The organism is Nodosilinea sp. E11, assembly GCF_032813545.1.
Classification (GTDB): domain Bacteria; phylum Cyanobacteriota; class Cyanobacteriia; order Phormidesmidales; family Phormidesmidaceae; genus Nodosilinea.
In genome coordinates this window covers 1,563,462-1,586,036 of the sequence record NZ_CP136520.1, presented here as the reverse complement: position 1 = coordinate 1,586,036, position 22,575 = coordinate 1,563,462, and the positions used below count along the sequence as shown (strand labels likewise).

Here is a 22,575-nt window from a genome sequence, read left to right as displayed (position 1 = left end):
GACCCCGGCTAGAGGATGTTTGTGACAGGCACATGGTCAGCTAAAAACGCCAGCGGGTTGGCCATGGTGGCCGCAAAGCCAAGAATGCCGCGATCGCGGTGTTCGTACAGCAGATCCCCATCGCCATCAAACAAGAATGTACCGCCTCGCTGGGTCAGGTAGGCGGCATTGGACACGTAGGTGCTCCAGTGGCTCAGCACCTCGGTCATATTGCGCAGGCGCAGGGTGGCTAGTTCGATGGGCCGTTGAAACCCGCTACCGCCAACCAGGTTAAAGGCTTTGCCCGTCAGGGGCGGCAGTGGCCCGGCTTTGACCACCTCATCGTCGCCGATTAGCTGAGGAGCCCGGCGATCGCCCGTATAGCCGCGCAGCACCTCTCGTAGGGTGCCAGGGCTGGCCATGCCAGCGCACATCAGCATCAGGTTTAGCCAAGCGGCCTGCCCCGGATTGAGGCCAGGCGGCTTCAGGGTTAACCCCTGATAAAGTCCTAGATCTCGGTGTAAGGCGGCGGTTTCATCGACCAACAGATGCTCTGAGGCAAAGCCCGTATAGGCGCAGAATTTTTGGCCCGAGGCGCGATCGCCGATGCCCACCGCCCGTACGGCAATATTTTGTTGGTGCAGGGTTTCAGCTTCTCGCTGGAGCCACCAGGCGTACTCTAAACTGTCAAAGTCGCCTAGCTGGGGCCACACCAGTACCAAAACCTGAGCGGCTTGCTCACAGCCTGCCAGCAGCGGCACTGTTTCCCCATCGCTCACCCGCTGCCGCTGGGTGTGGGCCAAAATTGCGTAGGTGTTCATGCCAGGAGTCCAAAGCCAATTGCTTGAAGCTTATCGGGGAATGGTGGGCATTGCTACTCAAACCCCCTGGCCATCCACGGGGCAGGGTCTACACACACGCCGTGGACGTACAGCCCCCAGTGCAGGTGCGGCCCGGAAGATGCTCCCGTGTTGCCGACCGCCCCAATCACCTGACCCGCCTGGACAAAATCGCCCTCATTCACATCGATACGGCTGAGGTGCAGCATGATGCTGAGTACCCCCTGGCCGTGGTCAATGCCGATGGTGTTGCCGTGCAGCTCAAACCCGTCGGCCACCCGCCCCACCAGCCCAATCCGCCCGGCTGCGGGCGATGTCACCGGAGAGCCTGTAGGGGCAGCATAGTCGAGCCCTCGGTGGTAATAGTCTTGGGCAAAGACACCGTTGTAGTAGCGGCGTACCCCGTACTGGGTGGTGGTGCGGCCAGGGTTGGGGCGCTGCATCGTACCGTTCCAGTGGCGTCCGGGAGTAACCAGGTTCTTAAAGGCGGCGACCCGGTCAAACTCGTGCTGGGTGCCTAGGTTGCTGCGGCTGGGCGACAGGGTAATGCGCTGGGTCGGAAAGGTGCGATTTTTTAGCCCCACCGCCAGGTTGCGGGTTTCGCCGGTGCCAATCACCCGAATCACCATACGCCCCGGCGGATCAAGGGGGCTGGTGGGAATCAGGGCACGAAACCGATTGTTGCTAATGGGAAACGTGGGGTATTCAGTTCCGTCGTTAACCGTGACGATGGGCTGGCTTGAAGCCGGTGTACGCGGAATCGCCGTCACTGAGATCGTATCCCCGAGCTGAGGCGCGTCGGGGTTGAGAATCACGTCGTAGGCTTGGGCCGGACGCCCCAGCAGCACCACTGTAGACCCTACCGCCGCCGCTGCCAGCAGCGATCGCCGAGTCAGCACGGGGAAATTGGGGTTGGTCTCCATAGCGCTCTCCTAATGTAGCTGGTTGATCTGGCCACTCAAGCCGGGGGGGGTGAGGGAGGTGTGGCCTCTAGAGTAGACGCGGCTTTTAATCCCTGAGATCCCCATACCCGCCGTTTGGAGTAGATCTCTCCGGCAGGTGTCTGACTAAGTACTTGCCATTGATAAAGCTGATAAAGCGATCGCCCGGCTACTCTTGGTTGGCTTTGGCGTCTTTGACTGCGGCATAAAACAAAATGCCGACCAGCGGCACGCAGAGGCCCAAAATGATCGTCGTGGGTACTGTGCCCCAATCAGGGCTACCCGAAGAGAGTTCAAAGACAGAACCTACCGCTGCGATCGCCGCAATGCAGGAACCACCTAATAACAGGCCGCTTTTGGGGGTCACAGAGCTTTCTCCTAAATGCTGTTTGGGTAGGGCGAGTGGGGTGGTTGCTGCCCTACCGAGGCAGCATAACATGTTGCTAAGCCGTCACTGGCTGCACATCTTTGGCGTAGAAGCCGTTCTTGTTGAGCTCTTGGTTGAGGGCCAGGGCGTTCTCGACCCGGTCAACAAATAGCACCCCAGCCAAGTGATCCATTTCGTGGAGAATGCAGCGGGCTAGGAGATCGGTGGCCTGAAGTTTTTGGGGCCGACCGTTCTCATCTTTGTAGGTCACTTCCAGCGCCGCTGGGCGAACTACGTCAAGGTAGACCCCAGGAATGCTGAGACAACCCTCTTGCCCAGTGGCCAAATCTTTAGAGACTTTGATAATTTTGGGGTTGATCAGCACCAGGGGCTGGTTGGCCGCATTCTCAGGGTCGATATCGACAACCAGCAACTGTTTGTTGACCGCCACCTGGGGAGCGGCTAGCCCAATGCCGTCGGCACTGTACATGGTTTGCAGCATTTCCCGCACCAGCGCCCGCATTTCGTCGTCGACTTTGGCTACCCGCTTGGCGGGCTGACGCAGTACGCGATCGCCCATGGTATGAATTTCGAGGGGCGGCTGTTTGAGTTTGGTTTTCTCAACTTGAATGGCGGCGGGCATAGCGATGCGTTCCAGATTTACTTAGCGTTCTGTGATCTATCCTAACAACACAATCCTAACAACACAGACTCACTTCGACATAGTGGTTGATCGCAACCGCTAGCGAAGGTCGTCACCCTCGGGCAAAATCGGCTGAGCTTCCACGGTAATCTCTACCGCGCTGACATCAATAGTGCCCGCTTCAGTTACCCGCGAAAACCCCTCAGAGCCGGTTTGCAGCACCGTGCCGCAGTTGATGCAGCGCGTCTCGCCTCCCTTCAGGCCCGTTAGCCCGGTATTGCATACCGGGCAGGGGCCTTGTACCAGGTTGCGCTGCAACCAAAACCTAAGACCAATGAACCCCAGAACGGGAGCTACCAGCACCAGCACCACCAATACAGCCAGCGATTTTACCAGCCAGCCCAAACCGGCGGCCCCAAGCAACCAGATCACCCCAAGCACGATCAGCCAGCAGCCCAGGCCTGGTATGTTTACCCGAATTTGGTTGAAATTGTTTTGGTTCACAGGAGATGTTCTCCACGCATCGTGGACCAGTGGATGACTGGCCCTAAAACTCTATTGTACCGCTGGGGTAGGGTATCCCTAGGGGTTGGTGTAGTTGGGGGGCTCGAGCCCTAACGCCAGTAGACATCGCCATCCACTGAGCAGAGCACTAGGCACAGGGAACTAAGCGCCCGTGGGCGGGGTCAAGATCACTGGCTGTGCAAGCGCGATCGCGGCGATCGCGACTCTTAGCCCAAATCAGCCAGCTTGGCGGAGTGCCCACTGCTGCCTAGGCGGTAGGGGATTCAACCCCTTTTTGCCGTAGATGATGAGAGCCTAGGGAATGCCTAGCCAGTGGCAGAACGGTACTACCAAAGGCAGCAGCACATGGCTACAAATCACTTTGCTTGGTTGCCTCCGCCCCCACTGAGTTACTATCCCAGACACTAGCCTGGCCCTCACCCATCCCTCTGGGACGAATCAGTTGCCCCCTGCCCCTCGATCAGCATGTGCCATACTTCACAATCGATAGACAGTTGCGACCATCTTTGGCTCGCTGATAAGTGACCTTATCGGCTAGGCGGCGCAGCAAAAACCAGCCGTAGCCGCTGTCTAGCAGTTCTCCTGGCTGGGGTTCGGGCAGTAGTTCTGGATTAAAGGGATCGCCATGATCCCAAATGCGAATTTCAACGTGGTCGGTCGTCAGGGATAGGTCAATATCAATGCCGGTTTCAGGGGGCAGGTGAGCATGGGCGTGGCGTACTGCATTGGTAAAGCCTTCGGTGAGCGCCAGTGCCAGGCGATCGCAGTGACTGCCGACCCAGGCCGAATCTCCCTCTAGCGATCGACAGGTCTCTCGAAACCAGCGCTGTACTTGGGCCACTACGTCGAGCTGGCTGGTTACCTGCAAATGTTCTTGCCTGGTCTTCGTCCTTACCATTCCCTACTCCTGTATCAACGCCTACCAGAACCCTGTGGTTTTAGCTTAGCGAAAGAGTATACTTCCAGCAAAAAGACCTGCGTAAAACGATACAGTTCTACGCAGGTCTTGAAGGGCTACTAACGTTGGTGGTTCTAGAACAAGCCCAGAGTGAGCGATTCTTGAATGGGGAAAGTAGCTCCAATCCCTAACCAAAGGGTGGCCGCAGTGCCAATCAGAAACAGGGTAGTGGCTACAGGACGGCGGAAGGGGTTTTGAAACTTGTTGACGCTCTCAATAAAGGGAATCAGCATCAGCCCCAGAGGAATAGCGGTCATGGCCCCAATACCCAGCAGTTTGTTGGGCACAATGCGCAAAATCTGGAAGGTGGGATACAGATACCACTCGGGCAAAATTTCCAGCGGCGTGGCAAACGGGTCGGCGGGTTCACCCACCAGTGCCGGATCTAGCACCGCTAGAGCCACACAGCAGGCAATAGTGCCCAAAATTACTACGGGGAAGATATAGAGCAGATCGTTAGGCCAAGCGGGCTCACCGTAGTAGTTGTGGCCCATGCCCTGCTTGAGCATTTCTCTTAACTTAGGATCGCTTAGATCCGGTTTTTTGATGGTCGCCATTGAAAAACTTCTCCTGTTACAGCCGGTTGGGCCACGCCCAAAGTCTAAACCATTTGTCTAGGGCAATTGGTTTAGACGAAACCAAACGTCATGCCCTAGGAGCCTTTAACCAGGCTCGATCACATCGAAACCCCTAGAGAGGGCCAGAGATACCCTGCTTGCGGATCATCAGGAAGTGCAGCAGCATGAATACCGCGATCGCCCAAGGCAGAACAAAGGTATGCAGGCTGTAGAAGCGGGTCAGGGTGGCCTGGCCAACAGCTTCGCCGCCGCGCATGAGCTCAACTACAGTAGACCCCACCACCGGAATGGCACCGGGAACACCGGACACAATTTTCACAGCCCAGTAACCCACCTGATCCCAGGGGAGAGAATAGCCGGTCACACCAAAGGTCACGGTGATCACCGCCAGCACCACGCCGGTTACCCAGGTCAGCTCCCGGGGCTTCTTGAAGCCACCGGTGAGGTACACCCGAAACACGTGGAGAATCATCATCAGCACCATCATGCTGGCGGACCAGCGGTGGATGGACCGAATCAACCAGCCAAAGTTGACGTCGGTCATCAGGTACTGCACAGAACTGAACGCTTCAGCGACCGTCGGCTTGTAGTAGAAGGTCATGGCAAACCCAGTGGCGAACTGGATCAGGAAGCAGGTCAGGGTGATGCCCCCCAGGCAATAGAAAATATTGACGTGGGGCGGCACGTACTTGCTAGAAATATCGTCGGCCAGGGCCTGAATCTCTAGCCGCTCGTTAAACCACTGGAAGGTCTTAGAGTCAGTAACTTGCTTGGTAAACATGAAGCGGGTAACTCTATATATCTATAATTGCCGTCAATGAAAAATGTAACATAGCCGTAATGGCAACGCTAAATTCCCTGCCTTAAATTCTAAGCCCTCAGGAGCCTACTGTTGCCTGAAGAATCGGCAATTGAGGCGAAAGGCTCACCCCAGGCCAAAAGCCAGCTCCATGATGGATCTTAGAAATTACCCTTGGTTCTGCAACACTTTGTTACATTGATGAAGGCTAGGGCCAAAGCTCACTTTCTGAAAGTGGTTAGCCGCTCTTCTATAGCTTGTCTGTCAAGCGCTGTTGGTTGTCTGCCGAGCCCAGTTGCGGTGGGACTATAGCTATCGTTAGCCTGAGGTCGCAATTGGGGAAAAATTTGAACACAATAAACTAATGTAAAGCGCCGACCGCATGGTTAGGACTATCGTTGATCCTTGAAGTCATGCCGGGTTAGGTTACGCCTAGCTGTGGTGCCTCTGGCCAAAGTCTTGGTCCCTAGCGGAAGCGCTGGACGATACGTCTACCATTTATTGCCTGCCTTGCCTCTATGATCAGACCCCTGCTGCGTCTAAGTATTCTTTGTTTGTGCCTGTTTGGGCTAGTTGTAGGGGGGCTGGCGGCAGGCCCTGCCCTGGCTCTAACCGAAGAGCAAAATCTGATCGCCGAGGTGTGGCGAATCGTGAATCGAGCTTACGTCGATGACAGCTTTAATCACCAAAACTGGTGGTTTACGCGTCAACGGGCGTTAGAGCGGCCGTTGGAGAGTCGGGCCGACACCTACAGCGCTATTCAAGACATGCTGGCCGGGCTAGACGATCCCTACACCCGTCTGCTGCCGCCCAGTCAGTATCGCAGTTTGCAAACTAGCACCGCTGGCGAACTCACCGGGGTAGGCTTGCAAATTTCTAAGGATGAACAGCCGGGTTGGCTACGGGTAATTGCCCCCATTGAAGGGTCTCCGGCAGAGCAGGCGGGCATTCAGCCCCAGGATGTGGTGCTTGAAATTGACGGCTTTGCCACCACAGAACTCACCCTTGATGAAGCGGCGGCGCGCATGCGGGGCCAGCAGGGCACCACCGTTACTCTCCAGTTGCGACACTCCGATGAGGAGACCCCTCGCTTGGTTTCGCTCACCCGAGATGTTATTACCCTCAACCCGGTGGTAGCGGCCTTAAAAACAACGCCCACGGGGCAGCAGGTGGGCTATCTGCGGTTGAGTCAGTTTAATGGCAACGCGGCGGAGAAGCTGGCTGAGGCCGTTAAAACCTTAGCCGACCAAGGGGCCGAAGGGTATTTGCTAGATTTGCGCAATAACCCCGGTGGTCTGCTGCAAGCCGGGATCGAAATTGCTCGGCTGTGGCTGCCCCAGGGCACCATTGTCTACACGGTTAACCGCCAGGGTATTTTGGATAGCTTTGAGGCCTTTGGCCAGGCGATTACCGATGCCCCTCTAGTGGTGCTGGTCAATGAGGGCACCGCCAGCGCCAGCGAAATCTTGGCTGGGGCGCTGCAAGATAATGGTCGGGCCACGCTGGTGGGCAGCACTACCTTTGGTAAGGGGTTGATTCAGTCTTTGTTTGATTTGTCCGATGGAGCGGGGTTGGCGGTCACCGTGGCTAAGTACGAGACCCCGGCCCACCACGACATCAATAAACTGGGCATTACCCCCGATCGCATGGTGGCTAGCGTACCCCTCAACCGCGACACCGTGGCTACCGACGCTGACCCCCAGTACAAGGCGGCCCTGGAAATGCTCAGCCAAGCCACGGTAGTCGCCAGCGCGTCTTAGCCTGGTGCCGATCGACTCAGCGCTCACCCTAGGGGTCTCTAACCCAGTGCAATTTAAGTCTAGCCGCTCGTACCACGATCCCCTCCACGGCGCGATTACCCTTCATGCCAGCGATCGCGACGAGGCGCTGCTGATTCAGCTGATCGACTCCCCATCCTTTCAGCGGCTGCGGCGCATTCGTCAGCTCGGCCCGGCCAGCCTGACGTTTCATGGGGCCGAAAGTTCGCGCTTTACCCATTCTCTAGGGGTGATGGCGATCGCCCGTCGCGCCTTTGACCAGCTCCAGCGGCGCTACCCGGACCTGGCTCCCCACCGGGCTACGGTGCTGGTGGCCGCGCTGCTCCACGACATTGGCCACGGCCCCTTTAGCCATACCGCTGAAGAAGTCTTTGGCCTAGAGCACGAGCACTGGACCCGTCGGATCATCGCCGAGCTGCCAGAGATTCACGCTGCCCTAGAGGCTCGGGCCGAGGGGCTGGCGGCGGCGGTCGATCAGGTTTATACCCACGAGCACCCGATCGCCCTGGTATGGCAACTGGTGTCGAGTCAGCTCGACTGCGATCGCCTCGACTACCTACTGCGCGACAGCTACTTTACCGGGGCCAGCTACGGCCAGCTCGACCTCGATCGCATTCTGATGGCCCTGCGGTTTGAGGCTGGCAGCGGGCGGCTGGTGGTGGCCCACAAGGGGTTGTCTGCGATCGAGCACTACCTGGTGGTGCGCCATTTCATGTACGCCCAGGTATACAACCATCCCAAAAATATTTCAGTTACCTGGCTGCTAGAGCGGGCCTTTGAGCGGGCGCGTTCTGACCTGTTGGTAGGCAAGCTTGAGGCCGACCCCACGGTCACCGCCTGGCTGCTGGCCCCCGATCGCCCCCTGGCCCTAGACACCTACCTGGCCGGTGACGACATTGTGTTTACCTACCACCTCCAGCGATGGCGACACAGCCCCGACCGACTCCTGGCTGACCTGTGCCGTCGTTTCCTCGACCGCGACTTGCTCAAAACCCTGGAAGTCACCCGGCTGTCGGCAGACCAGCAGGAAACCTTACTGGCCACCGTGCGTGCCCATCTCGAGGCGCAGGGCTACAGCGGCGAACATTACAGCGGCCTCCGGCGCACCTGGAGCCGGGGCTATACCACCTATCATCAGGGCATTTGTGTGTACAGCGACAATGCTTTCGTCGATATCAAAGAGCTGTCACCCCTGGTGCAGGCGCTTAGCCAACCCTACGAGCGCACCTGGCTGTTGTACCCGCGAGACATTCACCCCTGGCTACAGCAAACCTGGGCGGCCTACAGCCCCGACCTCAAACCTGAGGCAGAATAAGCGCTCTATTCCTCCGCTTAGGAGATTTCTAGAAAAGAATCTCCCCGCTGTATCCGGCGACTGTAGCCACCGTAGGATGGGCACTGCCCACCATTAGGCAGAAAGTTTTCCAGAAGTCGTCTTACCCCTACAACAGCGGTTGACGATCGCGGAAGGCCTCAAGCTCTAGCCGCTGCAAGCGCTCGTAGGCCCGATCGATGGTGCGCTGCCCTCGCAGAAAGCCGGTACTGGCACCAGGGCAGAGGTGGGCTAAGGTCGTGGCCGAAAATCGAGCTTTTAGCTTCTCGACCTGCTGGAGTTGGCGGGGCCAGTGAAAGGTTTTCGCCAGCCGCAGCGGTTCTGGCTCGCCACTCTGGTTGGGCAGCAGGTGCCGTCCGGTAAAAAGCACCCCACCGTAGGCGCTGTAGTACAGGCACGACGAACCGGGGGAGTGACCGGGGGTCCAAAAGGCCTCGATCTGAGGGCTAAAGCTAAAGGTATGGTGAAAGGCCGTTTTAGGACTATCGGGCAACAGGTATGCTTCTTGCTCTTGAATAACTATCTCGCAACCCAGGGCTTTCTGGATCGCGGCTGCACGCCCCAATCCGCCTCGGTGGGTAATGAACAGCGATCGCACGCCGCCGCGATCGTTAAGCCAATCGCGGGTGCCCTCATCCCAAGGGGGGGCATCGATCAAAATGTTAGCCGGCTGACCCTCAGGGGTGTTGTTTACAATGAAATAGGCAGTGGCTCCCTGGGTGTCGCGATTAGGCGCAAAGGCATAGACGGTGTCGAACACCGATCGCGGCGGCTTAACACTGGGGGACTGGGCCGACGGAACCGAAGCTGATGCTGCTGTCATAACGTTGGGACAGAGGGGGCAGGACCAGGGGTGAGAAACCCCGATGAAACGCCTATACTAACTGAACTTGCCCCCCTGCCTGAGTAAAATTCTGCGCCTCTGTTGGTGGCGGTTCGCTCTGGGTTCAATCGATACACTTCAATGGCAATTTAATGGTGTTTTTCTGGCTCCTGGTTTTGGGTCTTTTGACTTACGTGCTGCTCCAGCGTAGCGTCAGCCGCATTACGCGTACCCCCGTGTGGCTGCTGTGGCTGGTGATGATGTTGCCCGCCTTCATCCTCACCGGTTGGGTGCTGGTCAACGGCAGTGAGGAGCCTGCCCCCACTGCCCTGCTGCTGGGCCTCTTTATTGCCTGCCCCATTCTCTACTGGGCACTGATTCAGAAAGGTCGAGTTGCTGTGCCCCAGACCGCCAAGGCCGGAGCTGCCGACAACCCGCCGTCGCCCCCGCCTCCGGCTAAACCAGCCCTGCGCCCCATCGATAAAGATGAAGAGGCCATGCTCCAAGGCTGCTTTCCCTGGTCGGTGTACTATCTGCAAAACATTGAGTACCGTCCCCAGGCGATGATTTGCCGTGGCCAGTTGCGGGCTTCGCCGACCGTGGCCTACGACACGGTGCGAGAAAATATTCGCCGTCACTTTGGCGATCGCTTTTTAGTGCTCTTTCAAGAAGGATTGCAGGGCAAGCCCATATTTGCCCTGGTGCCCAACCCCCAGGTCGAGAAAGGGACTCAGGCCGCTACCCTGGCGCGGCCAGGGCTAGCCCTGGGGCTGCTGCTAGTGACGCTGTTGACGACTACAGCGGTGGGGGCCTACCTGGCGGGGGTGAATGAGGCCCAGTGGCAAGCCACGCCTGCGCTAATTTTGAGTGGTCTGCCCTATGCCGTGGCGCTGCTGGTGATTCTGGGCTGCCATGAGATGGGCCACTACCTGATGGCGCGCCGCTACGGCATGCAGGTGACGCTGCCCTACTTCATCCCGGTGCCGTTTTTCCTGGGCACGTTTGGTGCGTTTATTCAAATGAAGTCACCGGTGCCCAACCGGCGTGCCCTATTTGATGTAGGCATTGCCGGGCCGCTGTCGGGGCTGGTGGTGGCGGTGCCACTGCTGCTGTGGGGGCTGAGCCGGTCTACGGTGGTGCCCATCCCCGAGAGTGGGTCTAGCCTGCTTAACTTTGAGGCGCTTGACCCCAAAGCTTCCCTGATGCTGACGCTGCTCTCTAAGCTGGTGCTAGGGGCCACGGTAGCTGCCGATCAGGCGATTCATCTGCATCCGGTGGCGATCGCAGGCTGTCTTGGTTTGGTCGTTACCGCCCTCAACCTGATGCCGGTCGGCCAGCTCGACGGGGGTCACATTATCCACGCTATGTATGGTCAGCGGATCGGCAGCATTGTCGGTCAGGTGGCTCGGTTGCTGGTGTTTGGCCTGGCCCTGGTGCACCCTGAGTTGATGGTCTGGGCGATCTTGCTCTTCTTTATTCCGGCGGCTGACCAGCCCGCCCTCAACGATGTCAGCGAACTCGACGATCGCCGCGACTTTTTGGGCCTGCTGGCCTTGACACTGTTGGTTATGATTGTGCTGCCAGCACCGGGTATTTTGACTCGGCTGCTGTATTAGCCCTCGGCAGGCCCCCTTGTTTGGTAATCGCCATGTCCCAAGACCTCACCCAGTGGATTACGGAGGTGCGCACCCTCCAACGGCAGTTAGCCGACACCCAAAAGGAGCGCGATCAAGCCTTCAACAGTGCCGCTAACTGGCGTCGTCTTTACGAGACCGAAGCTCGCCAGCGCCGTGAAGAAGCAGCCGAATTTCAGGCCCAAATTGAGGCCCTAGAGCAGCGGCTTTCGGCCACGCCTGGCGCGGTTTTAGAAAAAGACCTCGCTACCGTCAACTCTCTACAGGGGCTGCAAGATCGCCTCGATGGCTTAGTGCAACAGTGCCAAGACCTGACCCAAAAATTGGAGGCGGAGAAAGCCGCCCACGTTCAAACCCGCCAGACCCTCACCGCTGCATTGGGCGATACCTTTGACGCTCTGAGGTAGGGGCGTAGCATGCTACGCCCCTACCTTTCTTTTCAGCGTTAGCCCCCGGCAACAAAGATGTAGCGCAGCAAGAAAATAGCGGCTAAAATCCACATGCCAATGGTGGTCTGGGAGGTTTTGCCCTGGAAGGCTTTAACGAGGGGAAAAGCGATCAGGCCCATAGCCAGGCCCTCAGCGATCGAGAAGGCCAGGGGCATCATGATGATGGTGAGAAACCCTGCGATCGCATCGGCAGGCTCATCCCAATCGATCATTTTGGCTCCAGACATCATCAGCACCCCGACAATAATTAGAGCTGGCGCTGTGGCAAAGGCGGGAATGCCCTGAAGCAGAGGGATAAACAGCACTGAGGCAAAAAACAGCGCCGCCGTCACCAGGGCTGTAAACCCGCTGCGCCCCCCTTCGGCAATGCCTGAAGCCGATTCAATGTAGGTGGTCACCGTGGAGGTGCCGAGCACAGCCCCAGCGGTGGTGCCCACGGCATCGGCCATAAACGCCTTTTCAACCCCAGGAAACTTGCCCTCGGCATCAATGTAGCCCGCCTTTGACCCTAGCCCGGTGAGGGTGCCAATAGTGTCAAACAAATCGACAAACAAGAACACGAAGATGATGCTGATCATCTCCCAAAAGTTGATGCGAAACAGTTCGCCTAGCCCGACAAAGGCTTGGCCAAACAAATCTGTCGGGGCCTGGGGAATGGCCATGAGCCCTGTGGGCCAGGGCGAGACGCCCAAAACCCAAGAGAGCAGAGCGGTGCCTAAAATCCCCCACAGCAGTGCTCCGGTCACCCGACGGGCAAATAGGGCAGCGGTAATCACCAAGCCCAGCAGGGCCATGGCAGTTTGGGGCGATCGCAGGTTACCCAGGGTGGTAAAGGTCGCCTCTGAGGGCACAATTATGCCCGCCCCCTTGAGGGCAATGTAGGCGATAAACAAGCCAATCCCCGCTGTGGTCGCGTGCTTCACCGCATCGGGAATTGCCGCCACAATCTTGGTGCGTACGTTAGTTACGGTCATGAGGATGAAGATAATCCCCTCAATGAACACTGCGGCTAGGGCGACGCGCCAGTCGATGCCGAGGCCGAGCACCACCGTAAAAGCAAAGTAGGCGTTAATGCCCATGCCCGGTGCAAGGGCGAAGGGCAACTTGGCGTAGAGCGCCATAATCAGCGTCGCTAGACCCGCCGATAGGCCTGTAGCCACGACCAGTTCTCCAAACAGGTCGCCCGACTCGGTTAAAAACACCGCTTCCGACAAAATCGCCGGATTGACAATCAATATGTAGGCCATGGTGACAAAGGTGGTCAACCCCGCCAAGGTCTCGGTGCGAAAATCGGTGCGCAGGGCTGTGAAGTCAAAAAATTCAGCAAGCCGATTCTCGCGCCCCGGACTAGGGGGCGACTGGGGCAATTGTTCAGTGGGCTGGGTCACAGGAGCACTCCTTCCTCAATGGAACAGATAGATGACTGGCCGCTCTAAACCCGCAGGGCCAATAGACTCAGCCCTTAGTCCACGATATCTAACCGGTGGAATCTGTTGCCTGCGCTACAATCGCCTAATTTTTTACGCACACTGTTATCTCTTTCCCCCTCTACCGGTAGAAGGATTTGGTTTTAGAAAAACAGGACGGCTGGGCTCTAGAACGATTTAGACCAAACCCGACTTGGCTACTCCCGGTGCAGTCGGGCGCAGGCCATACGCCCCTACGGGGTGGCCGCTTGGGACTCGGGGCGTAGAACTCGGATATCGGTATAAGCTATCCGGCGAGGATTTCCGTCTGAACGATAATGACAGGCAAGCTGCCCGTCAGAGCAATGATTTTGCAAATTCGGGATGTGCCTGCGCTCATGCGCGATCTGACAAACAATAATGTGCTATTTGCGCCAGGGCCAGCGGGTGCCCATTTCGGTCGCTGCTGACCAGCTCAGGTATAGCACCAGCAGGGCAATACCAAAGAGAAAGGGGCCTAGATCATCGGGCATAGGGAGGATGTTCTATGGTAGACAAAGCTGCGTTTTAGGGTCTGGAGACTATGGCGATCGCTACCGCTGACAATGGTTGGGTCAATACCGTTGAGGGCCAAAATCCGGCGGTTTTGGAGCGAGCCAGGCAGCTGCTGGCCGGCACGATCTACTGTACCCTGTCTACCTGTTCCTCGGCTGGTCAGCCCTGGGCCTCTCCAGTTTTCTTTGCCTACGACTCAAGCTGGAATCTGTATTGGGCCTCGGCGATCGTCGCTCAGCATTCGCAGAATCTCTCGGCCAACCAGGGCCGGGGGGCGATCGCGATTTACAGCACCCAACCCGAGGAGGGCAAAGGCCAGGGACTTTACCTCACGGGCACCGCTGCCGAGGTGCCTCCCGCTGAGGTCGCGCAAGTTATTCCACTGCTTACCCAGCGCTCGGGGCAGGGGCATCGGCGCACCCCCGCTGACTATCTCGCGCCTTCACCCCGGCGGCTGTACCGCTTTCAACCCCAAGTCATCTGGATGACCGGCGATCGCCTAGCCCTAAGTGAATCGATTTTGATCGACACCAAGATCCAACTCGATCGCGCTGCTTTAATCGCCACCTAGTCTGGGGCAAAGGCAGCGTTCTAGGGTTTGCCATCGCCCTAGAGCTAATCTCCGTCTAAACCTTGCTCAGCATTTCGTCGCCTTTGACCGTGGGTTCGGGGGCGATCGCCGCCGGTACCCGGCTAATGCCTGGCAGCAGATTTTCGACCAGGGTGTGGCTTTCTTCTAGTAGGTAGTTTAGAAACGTCTGGGAGACCACCGAGAGCTGCTTGCCCGCCAAGTGCGCCACATACCAGTGGCGATCGATGGGGAAATGGTCGACATCGAGAATGGCAAACTCGCCTCGGGTGCCCTCAGAGATAATCGTGTGTAGCGACAGCACCGAGATGCCCAGCCCGCCTGCGATCGCCTGCTTGATCGCCTCATTGCTGCCCAGTTCTAAGCGCACCTTGACGTTCACATCGTGCTCAGCCAGCAGCTTTTGCACCGCGTGGCGGGTACCCGAGCCCGGTTCGCGCATGATGAACTGCTCGCCATCGAGAATTTGAATGGGCGATCGCGGCTTACCCACCAGAGGGTGATCTTGAGGCCCCAGCACCACCAGCGGGTTTTCGAGAAAGGGATAAATCTTGAGATCGGGCTGCTCGGGGGGCGTGCTGATGATGTAGAGATCGTCATCGTTGTTGGCCATGCGCTCTTGAATCTGCTGGTGGTTAGTCACCTTCAGCGAGATATCAATACCGGGGAATCGCTGGCAAAACGGCCCTAGCAACCGGGGCACAAAGTATTTGGCCGTGGTAATCACCGCCAGGCGCAGCTGACCCTGCTTTAGCCCTTTGAGGTCAGATACCGCCATCTCAAACTGGTCGAGACCATCAAAGATTTCTTGGCAGGTTTCGAGCAGTTTTTGCCCTGCCTGGGTGAGATAGAGCCGCTTGCCAATTTGTTCAAACAGGGGCAACCCTACCGCCTTGGTCAATTGCTTCACCTGAATCGACACCGTGGGCTGGGTCAGATAGAGTTCTTCGGCGGCGCGAGTAAAGCTGCCATGGCGGGCAGTCGCTTCAAAAACCTTGAGCTGGTGCAGTGTAGCGTGTATCACCGAACAACCTCCCCCTCGCACTGGAGCGCTAGATAGACTGTATTCTATCAAATCGCGACGACTTCTGTTGTTTTTTCTATGAATGCTGCTAAATCAATCTATCGGGTAGAGGGTTCGCGGTACTAGATATAAGGTTTGGGGTATCGGGTTTGCGTTTGCGTTTGCGGCTACCCGATGCCCCAAACCTGCTACCGCCCCGTTTTAACCGTGTCGATTTTGCGCACAAACAGGTCAGAAAAGATCGTGATCACTCGTCGGGGTCGGGTCTTGATATTGGCGCTAAGCGACATACCCGACTGGAGCTGCACCGGTTGCCCATCAATGGCGATCGCCTGATCGCTTAGGGTAATCTCTGCCGGAAACCGATAGGTGGGGTTGATCTGATCGGGGGGCAGCGCGTCGGAACCAATCTGGGTGACGGTGCCCTTGACATCGCCAAACTCGCTGTAGGGGAACGAGTCAATGCGTACATCGACCGCCATGCCCTCGCGCACAAAGCCAATATCGCGGTTGGTGATAAACACCCGTGCCACCAGGGCATCGCTGGGCACGATTTCGAGAATGGGCTCGGTGGAATTGGCCACGTAGCCCGCCTGGTTGGCCCTGAGGTTAAACACCGCGCCGCTGACCGGGGCACGCAGCTCTTGGTAGGTGAGGGTCTGCTGCAACTGGGTCAGCTGGCTGTCAATCTCTTGCAGACGCTTGTCGTTTTCGAGCATGGTTTTGGTCAGCTGGCTGTCGATAGTGGCAATTTGGTTGGTGTTGGTAGCCAGGCGCTGCTGCAACTCATCCTGGGAGGCGATCGAGGTATTGCGAAACTGCTCTTGGGCCTGGGCGATCGCCAGGTCTAGGCGCTGTGTTTCTTCTGCCAATCGGTTGACCTCGGTCTGGCGGTTGTTGACCTCCTGCTCCTGCTGGAGGTACTGAATCTGGCCCAGGCCGCCAGCCTCAAACAGCGGCGTAACCCGCTCTAGAATGTCTTGGTTAACCCGTAGGGCGCTCTGGGCATTGGTGAGCTGAGCCTGGGTTTGGGTGAGCTGACGACGCAGTTGATCGACCTCCAGGTTGGCAATACTGAGGCGCGAGTTGAGTTCGGCATTGGCGGCTCGCAGGCGATCGCGCTGGGCCACCGGCAAACTTTCCCCCGTGGCATCGCCCGCTAGCTGGGCGCGGTAGAGGGCATTTTCGGCCACCAGAGCGGCCCGGTTGCTGGTCAACTGCACTAGCCCAGGGGCAATGTCGAGGGGGGCGCTGGCGTCGAGATCATCCGCGAGCTGCGATCGGTAGTAGGCGTTTTCTTCTAGCAGCTTGGTGCGAATGCTCTCTAGGGATGTGAGCTGGGCCTGGGCCGTCTCGGGGTCAAACCGCAGTAGTGGTGTACCGGCCTCTACGGTTTGCCCCTCCTGCACCAGCACCTCCTGCACCACACCGCCCACCGGGGCCTGCACCGGCTGCACCATGCCCTTGGGCTCCAGCTTGCCCTGGGCTGGTATCGCCTCTTCAAACTTGGCCAGGCAAGCCCAGGCCAGGGTAAAGGAGGTTACCCCGACCAGGCTCCACACCACCGCCCGCGACCATCGGGGTGACTGGCGCAAAATCACAGGTTTGTCGAACTGTATCCGCTGCCGCGAGGGCTGGTTAGAGAGCAGGGTATCGCCCTTGCGGTCGGCAGGGGATGAGTTGGGGGTAAGGCTGTTGATGCGAACCATAGGGGGTGCGGGGATGGGTATCGGGGAGTGGGGATTGGGTATCGGGGATTGGGTATCGGGGATTGGGTGAGCGGTTTACGGTTTACGGTGCAAGGGGGGTGGCGATTGGGTATCGGGTATCGGGTCGCGACCTGACACCCAACACCTATCCCCTAAACGCCGCTGAGCTGTTGTTGGTAGAGGGTGTAGTAGCGCCCCTGCAATTCCATCAATTCGGCGTGGGTGCCTAGCTCTACTGCTGAGCCCTGATCCATTACCAAAATCTGGTCGGCCTGTTGAATGGTGTTGAGCCGGTGAGTGATAAAAAATACCGTGCGGCCCGCCGCCCAGGCTTTAAGGTTCATCGAGACCTGGTGCTCGGTGTCGTAGTCGAGGGCGCTGGTGGCCTCGTCAAGAATCAGCAGGCGCGGGTTTTGCAGAATGGTGCGGGCGATCGCTACTCGCTGCCGCTGCCCCCCCGACAGATTTGAGCCCCGCTCGCCGACGCGGGTGTTGTAGCCCAGGGGCAAATCCATAATGAAGTCGTGGCAGCAGGCAATTTTGGCTGCCTCAATTACTACGCTGGCCTCGGCGTCAGGATTGGTGAGGGAGATATTCTCCTGCATGGTGCCCTCAAACAACAGGCTGTCCTGGGGCACAATGCCGATCTGCCGCCGCAGCGAGTGCAGTTCTACTTTGCTGATGTCGTATTGGTCAATCAAAATTCGGCCCGACTCTAGCTCGTAAAGTCGAGGCAGCAGTTTCATCAGGGTGCTCTTACCCGAACCGCTCTGGCCGACTACACCAACGAATATCCCCGGCGGAAAGTCTAGATTGACGTTGGCCAGCTGCAAGGGGCCAGAGGGGGCAAAGCGAAAGGCCACATTTTCAAAGGTGACCTGGCCTTTAATCTCGGGCATGGGGATTTGGTTGGCATCGTCGGCGTCGGTCTCTTGGGGATGGTCGATGATATCTGACAGCCGCTCCAGCGACAGGGCCGTTTCTTGAAAGTTTTGCCACAGCTGGGCCAGGCGCAAAATTGGCGCGGTCACATAGCCCGAAATAATCCGAAAGGCGATTAGCTGCCCCAGAGTGAGCTGCCCTTGGAGCACCAGGTAGGCCCCGACCCACAGCACCAGCAGCGCCGAGAGCTTGTTGAGAAAGTTGCTGGCCGAGTTAGCGGTGGTGGAGGTCAGCACCGTATTAAACCCGGCACTGACGTACTCGGCGTAGCGCTCCTGCCATTGCCAGCGGGTGCGCAGCTCAATGTTTTGCGCCTTGACGGTTTGAATGCCCGATAGCGACTCGACCAAGAGCGACTGGGTGGCAGCATTGCGCTCAGCTTTCACCCGCAGTTGTTTGCGCACAATGGGGGCCGCCAGCATGGTCACCAACACAAACAGCGGAATCGTGGCTAGGGCGACCAGGGTGAGTAGCCAGCTGTAGATGAACATTACGACGATGTACACCACCGAAAACACCGCGTCGAGTACCACGGTCAGGGCGGTGCCGGTGAGAAAAGAGCGGATATTCTCTAGCTCATTGATGCGGCTGGAGAGTTCGCCTACGGGGCGTTTATCGAAGTAGCGCAAGGGTAGGCGAAACAGGTGATCGATAATTTCTGACCCCAGGGCCATATCGATGCGGTTGGTGGTGTCGACAAACAGGTAGGTGCGCAGGCTGGTCAGCACCGCCTCAAACACCGCCACAATGACTAAGAAAACGCCCAGCACTTGCAGGGTGTCGATGCTGTTTTGCACGATCACCTTGTCAATGATGATCTGCACCATCAGCGGGTTAGCTAAGCCAAACAGTTGCACAAAAAACGAGGCGACAAATACCTCGACCAGTACCCAGCGGTACTTTTGAATGGAGGGCCAGAACCACTGGAGGCCAAACTTCTGTTGGGGCGTTTCGCGGGTTGGTTCAAGCAGTAGTACCTCGCCGCTCTCACCCCAAACTTCGGCAAAGCTCTCGGGGGTACGGCGAATGATGCCCACCTCAGGGTCGCCCAGCACGTAGGCCTTCTCGTTGGTTTCGTAGACCACCGCAAAGCTTTCCTGCCAGCGAATCAGACAGGGGGTGTGGAGGCGACCAAAGGCTCCGACAGGAACCCGCACTAGCTGGGTTTTAAGGCCCATCATTTCGCTTACTGAGCCGCAGATGGGTAGCGATAGCTGGCCCATGCGCTCGTGCTGATTGGCCAAAATGCGGCGAATCATGTCTTTGCGGAAGGGCATGGAAAACTGCTGGCTGAGCATATCGAAGCAGGCCAGGGCACCGTCGACCTCGCCCCGCCCTCGGGCAAAGGGGTAGCTGCGGCTGGGCGATTTTCCTGCGGCTGCGACGTCTTGAGCGCGAGGGGCTAGATCGGCCTCGGTGGCGTAGGGAATGTTGTTGACGTCGAGCACAGCTACGGGCAGGGCTAGGGCATCGCTTTGGGCGATCGCCGGTTTGGGCATGGTCTCCGCCAAGACCGCTGGAGTCATACCCAGCACCCTTGCCCCCTGAGGGCTGAGCACTTCCACAGAGCGATCGAGCGCCAGGGTTGACCCCACGGGCACATTCAGCACTGTGCCGCCGCTGAGCACCCAGATAAACGTGCGATCGAGCGAGGCTAGATCACAGGGGCCAGTAGGCAGAGTGACGATCGCCGAGGCGTCACAGACTATTTGGGCCTTGGCCTTGAGATCGCCCATGTCGAGGGCATGGACCTTAGCATGCTTAGCCACCAGGTCAAAGGCCTCGATCGCATAGGGGCGATCGCGCACCGCCCCCCCAAACTCTGGATAGTCACTGAGCAAACTCAAAAACTTGTAGGAGGGCAGCGTTAAGGCCAGCACCTCGCTCGACGCAATCACCGTTTCACAGGATACCCCCCGAATTAGGCTGATCACCCCGAGCATTTCGCCTTGATCAAAGCGGTGCAGGGTAATCGGCTGCTCGGTGCGTGGATCGTAGCCCAACAGCCGGGCTTGCCCCTCTAACAGCACAATCACCTGCTGGGTGAGCACCTCGCGCCGCAGCAGCGGTTGTCCCACCCGGTACCGTAGCGGCTGGGCCGTTTGCAGTAGCTGTTGCAAGGCCTCAGCAGGCAGCCGATCAAAGGGTGCCAGGGATTGCAGCGTTTGCTGAATAGAAAGAGAGGTTTGGGTCATAGCCAAGTCATAGGAAGGCGCGGCCTTAGACGATCGGGCAGGTTATGGCAGTAGCAACCCATGCCTACCAGATTTAATTAATAGGTGCAAGGGGCGATCGCCCTGCACACCAAATCGATACAGAATGTGGGTTAAGCCAGTATTTTTGGTACTTACACTGTGACTAAGCTACGTCGTTGGCGATCGCTCAAACGATAACCCCAGGTTAACGTTGCTGCTCTGCTTTCAAGCCTGCCTTTTTCCCAGAGCGCTGTAGAAGATCGCTGTCGCCTTTAACTGTCCTGCTGTGCCACTTTTGCCCGCTGCCGGTTTTTATAGCTGTTCTATAGAAACCGCTGGTAGGTTCATACACAGAACGTTTACTGTTGCTTGCTGCACCGCTACTGCTATGCCGATGTCAACCGCTCAGGTCTTCGTGCCCCGCTGGCTCCAGGCGACTACCCTGGGGTTGGCCCTCGGCCTGGTCTCAGGCTGCGAAAACTACCCCGCCACCGGCAACACTGTCACCACCGGCACCTACGAAGCCGTTGCCACCGTCACCCAAACCTGGCGAGCCGAATATGCCCGCAGCTTCGATCGCCGCCAGACCATTCACATGGAAACCTTTGAATCTAACTCGTTGGTCAACCGCAATGGGGTGCGCCCCGAGGGAGCTGCCACCGGCCCCGACGACGAGGGGCTGTACTGGCCGCCGTTGCCACCGCGCCCTACCGCCGACGAGCTAGAGGCCCGCAAGCGCGAACCGATTGAGCAGCGCACCGACCCCGCGATCTTCCGCGAAGTCGACTATGCGATCACCTTTGACTACAACGGCCAGCGCCGCACCCTACCCACGACCCGCACGGTCTACCGCGAAGCCTCGCGCGCCTTTGCCGACCAGCAGGCGCTTGAAGTTACCTTTGGCCCCGGTGAGCAGAGCATTGGGGCAGCGCGGCGCATTGCCAGCTTTGATCGGTAAAAGGGTGGATGAGTGGATGGGTGGATGAGTGGATGGGTGGATGAGTGGATGGGGGGGGTGAGACCTACACCCCGGCTCCTCGATAAAGCCGCGCGGCCTGCTCAGGGCTGAGACGATTAGCTCCCGGCCAGTAGGGCTGCACCGGCTCCGAAAATTCGGGTCTGGCCCCCCCATGGCCACCAGCCTTACCATCGTTGTCAGACTTGAGCGACAGCCCGCCGGGCTTCATAGACTTCGCATCTTCAATATCGGCGTAGATTTTGCTGTGGGGCGGTACAAATGTCTCGGTTTCTTCGTCGTAGGCCAGCAGTTGGGCGGTTTCGAGCTGGTAGATCCAGCCGTGGATGTCGAGGTTGCCCGCGTGCAGCTTAGAACGCACCGAAGGATAGGTTTGCAGATTGTCGATCTGGGTGAGCACGTTCTGCGCTACCAGCATGTCGAGCTTTTCTTTTTTGCCGAGGTGGCCGTAGTGGTCTTCCACCAGCTTGCGGGTGGCCTCGGTGTGATGCAGCCAGTGGTAGACCAGGGGCATTTTTTCTTCCAGTTCGCCGATCTGTAGCAACCCCTTCATGGCTCCGCATTGGGTGTGGCCGCAGACAATCACCTGGCGAATATCTAGCGCCTCCATGGCGTACTCAATGGTTGCCCCTTCGCCACCGTTGGTCGCCTCGTAGGGCGGAATAATGTTGCCCGCATTGCGAATAATAAACAGGTCGCCAATCTCTGACTGGGTAATAATCGTGGGGTCTACCCGCGAGTCAGAGCAGCCGATAAACAGCACCCTGGGGTGTTGCCCCTTGGCCAACTGCTTGATCAGCTCCTTGTGGTCGGGAATATAGTTTTCCTGAAACTCACGCAGGCCTTGCAGCAGCTTTTCCATAGGGCAGACTTAGAATCAGGGCAAAACATAGCGCAGGCTCAGACTGTGCTGTCTGCACCCACACCTATTGTTATCCCATATCTAAGGCCTTAGCACCGCAAAGATTTACTTATCGGGGTAATTACCGCTGCTTCTGAGGGATGGGGCACCCCCGTTCTAAAGACTAAATTGGCCCAGATGCCCGATCAAATTGGGGGTTCAGCGCAATAATGGGCGTAATCTCCTATAGTTTGCGGCCATGCGTAACCCCTTTGGGCGACTCAAGTCCTTGCCTTGGGCAATTTTGTTTCAAGTGGCCCTGGTGGCGGTGGCGATCGCTACGGCTGCCGACCTGCTGCTGGCCCAGGGGTTGGCCCTACTGCTGGCCAATGTGGGCAGCGGCCTGATGCCCCTGATGCAGCTGCTGTTTATGGCGCTGCCCCTGGCCGCTGGGTTTGGCCTGGGGGCCTTGGGCCTCACGCTTTTAGAACGCTGGTTTACTAGGGTTTATATCGATACCGGCATTTTGTGGGCGCTGGTGGCCTGCTTAGCGCTGGTGCTGTTTGCCAAAGGGTTTTTGCCCATTCCTGCGGCTTTGGTCACCCCGTCTTACCCGTTAGTCGTTGGGGTGCTGCTGGGCATTTTTGTAGTGGGCAAACGTCACTGGCGACGCTGGTAAGCGCAGAAACAAC

General features: G+C 58.0%; 21 protein-coding genes. 7 read left to right on the top strand and 14 right to left on the bottom strand.

The features are described from left to right. Positions 1-8 precede the first annotated feature (8 nt). From RRF56_RS09405 to petB, 8 genes are all read right to left on the bottom strand, one after another. Positions 9-800, bottom strand: coding sequence for a peroxiredoxin-like family protein (locus RRF56_RS09405; protein ID WP_317037381.1), 792 nt, complete (start codon positions 798-800; stop codon positions 9-11). Positions 801-853: 53 nt separating this feature from the next. Beyond that, positions 854-1,741: a M23 family metallopeptidase gene (locus RRF56_RS09400; RefSeq protein ID WP_317037380.1), complete on the bottom strand. Its 888-nt coding sequence runs from the start codon at positions 1,739-1,741 to the stop codon at positions 854-856. Positions 1,742-1,928: 187 nt separating this feature from the next. Continuing rightward, complete coding sequence (locus RRF56_RS09395) at positions 1,929-2,126, bottom strand: hypothetical protein (protein ID WP_317037379.1); 198 nt, start codon at positions 2,124-2,126, stop codon at positions 1,929-1,931. Positions 2,127-2,202: 76 nt separating this feature from the next. Beyond that, a complete protein-coding gene (gene def / locus RRF56_RS09390) occupies positions 2,203-2,769 on the bottom strand; it encodes a peptide deformylase (protein WP_317037378.1) in 567 nt (188 codons plus the stop codon). A gap of 99 nt (positions 2,770-2,868) precedes the next feature. After that, on the bottom strand, positions 2,869-3,273 hold the full coding sequence (locus tag RRF56_RS09385) for a hypothetical protein (protein ID WP_317037377.1): 405 nt from the start codon (positions 3,271-3,273) through the stop codon (positions 2,869-2,871). Positions 3,274-3,754: 481 nt separating this feature from the next. After that, the gene (locus tag RRF56_RS09380; RefSeq protein ID WP_317037376.1) at positions 3,755-4,192 is read right to left on the bottom strand and encodes an anti-sigma regulatory factor; all 438 of its coding nucleotides are present in this window, start codon (positions 4,190-4,192) and stop codon (positions 3,755-3,757) included. A gap of 134 nt (positions 4,193-4,326) precedes the next feature. Then, on the bottom strand, positions 4,327-4,809 hold the full coding sequence (gene petD, locus RRF56_RS09375; RefSeq protein WP_317037375.1) for a cytochrome b6-f complex subunit IV: 483 nt from the start codon (positions 4,807-4,809) through the stop codon (positions 4,327-4,329). 133 nt (positions 4,810-4,942) lie between these two features. Continuing rightward, positions 4,943-5,611 (bottom strand): cytochrome b6, encoded by a 669-nt coding sequence (gene petB / locus RRF56_RS09370; RefSeq protein ID WP_317037374.1) that lies wholly within the window; start codon positions 5,609-5,611, stop codon positions 4,943-4,945. A gap of 536 nt (positions 5,612-6,147) precedes the next feature. Here petB and ctpA point away from each other — a divergent pair. Together ctpA and RRF56_RS09360 are read left to right on the top strand one after the other, a co-directional pair. Continuing rightward, positions 6,148-7,389: a carboxyl-terminal processing protease CtpA gene (gene ctpA / locus RRF56_RS09365; protein ID WP_317037373.1), complete on the top strand. Its 1,242-nt coding sequence runs from the start codon at positions 6,148-6,150 to the stop codon at positions 7,387-7,389. A 46-nt stretch (positions 7,390-7,435) separates the two neighbouring features. After that, on the top strand, positions 7,436-8,722 hold the full coding sequence (locus RRF56_RS09360; RefSeq protein ID WP_410510586.1) for an HD domain-containing protein: 1,287 nt from the start codon (positions 7,436-7,438) through the stop codon (positions 8,720-8,722). Between the two features lie 127 nt (positions 8,723-8,849). On the opposite strand, the gene RRF56_RS09355 is transcribed toward RRF56_RS09360, so the two are convergent. Then, positions 8,850-9,563 (bottom strand): MBL fold metallo-hydrolase, encoded by a 714-nt coding sequence (locus RRF56_RS09355; RefSeq protein WP_317037371.1) that lies wholly within the window; start codon positions 9,561-9,563, stop codon positions 8,850-8,852. A gap of 152 nt (positions 9,564-9,715) precedes the next feature. Between RRF56_RS09355 and RRF56_RS09350 the strand changes: the two genes are divergently transcribed. Beyond that, a complete protein-coding gene (locus RRF56_RS09350) occupies positions 9,716-11,179 on the top strand; it encodes a site-2 protease family protein (protein WP_410510555.1) in 1,464 nt (487 codons plus the stop codon). A 32-nt stretch (positions 11,180-11,211) separates the two neighbouring features. Then, on the top strand, positions 11,212-11,604 hold the full coding sequence (locus tag RRF56_RS09345; protein WP_317037369.1) for a hypothetical protein: 393 nt from the start codon (positions 11,212-11,214) through the stop codon (positions 11,602-11,604). Positions 11,605-11,642: 38 nt separating this feature from the next. On the opposite strand, the gene RRF56_RS09340 is transcribed toward RRF56_RS09345, so the two are convergent. Beyond that, positions 11,643-13,034: an NCS2 family permease gene (locus RRF56_RS09340; RefSeq protein WP_317037368.1), complete on the bottom strand. Its 1,392-nt coding sequence runs from the start codon at positions 13,032-13,034 to the stop codon at positions 11,643-11,645. 601 nt (positions 13,035-13,635) lie between these two features. On the opposite strand from RRF56_RS09340, the gene RRF56_RS09335 reads away from it, so the two are divergent. Next, on the top strand, positions 13,636-14,178 hold the full coding sequence (locus RRF56_RS09335; RefSeq protein WP_317037367.1) for a pyridoxamine 5'-phosphate oxidase family protein: 543 nt from the start codon (positions 13,636-13,638) through the stop codon (positions 14,176-14,178). A 55-nt stretch (positions 14,179-14,233) separates the two neighbouring features. On the opposite strand, the gene RRF56_RS09330 is transcribed toward RRF56_RS09335, so the two are convergent. The 3 genes from RRF56_RS09330 to RRF56_RS09320 form a co-directional block, all read right to left on the bottom strand. Next, positions 14,234-15,220 (bottom strand): LysR family transcriptional regulator, encoded by a 987-nt coding sequence (locus RRF56_RS09330; protein WP_317037366.1) that lies wholly within the window; start codon positions 15,218-15,220, stop codon positions 14,234-14,236. A 188-nt stretch (positions 15,221-15,408) separates the two neighbouring features. Then, on the bottom strand, positions 15,409-16,929 hold the full coding sequence (locus RRF56_RS09325) for an HlyD family efflux transporter periplasmic adaptor subunit (RefSeq protein ID WP_317037365.1): 1,521 nt from the start codon (positions 16,927-16,929) through the stop codon (positions 15,409-15,411). A gap of 152 nt (positions 16,930-17,081) precedes the next feature. Further along, a complete protein-coding gene (locus tag RRF56_RS09320) occupies positions 17,082-20,066 on the bottom strand; it encodes a peptidase domain-containing ABC transporter (protein WP_317037364.1) in 2,985 nt (994 codons plus the stop codon). Positions 20,067-20,454: 388 nt separating this feature from the next. On the opposite strand from RRF56_RS09320, the gene RRF56_RS09315 reads away from it, so the two are divergent. Further along, a complete protein-coding gene (locus RRF56_RS09315) occupies positions 20,455-21,024 on the top strand; it encodes a hypothetical protein (RefSeq protein ID WP_317037363.1) in 570 nt (189 codons plus the stop codon). Positions 21,025-21,088: 64 nt separating this feature from the next. Here RRF56_RS09315 and RRF56_RS09310 read toward each other — a convergent pair whose 3' ends face one another. Continuing rightward, positions 21,089-21,904: a carbonic anhydrase gene (locus tag RRF56_RS09310; protein WP_317037362.1), complete on the bottom strand. Its 816-nt coding sequence runs from the start codon at positions 21,902-21,904 to the stop codon at positions 21,089-21,091. 238 nt (positions 21,905-22,142) lie between these two features. On the opposite strand from RRF56_RS09310, the gene RRF56_RS09305 reads away from it, so the two are divergent. After that, positions 22,143-22,562 carry a hypothetical protein gene (locus tag RRF56_RS09305; RefSeq protein ID WP_317037361.1) on the top strand — a complete coding sequence of 140 codons (420 nt, stop codon included), beginning with the start codon at positions 22,143-22,145 and terminating at the stop codon, positions 22,560-22,562. The last annotated feature ends 13 nt before the right edge of the window (positions 22,563-22,575 follow it).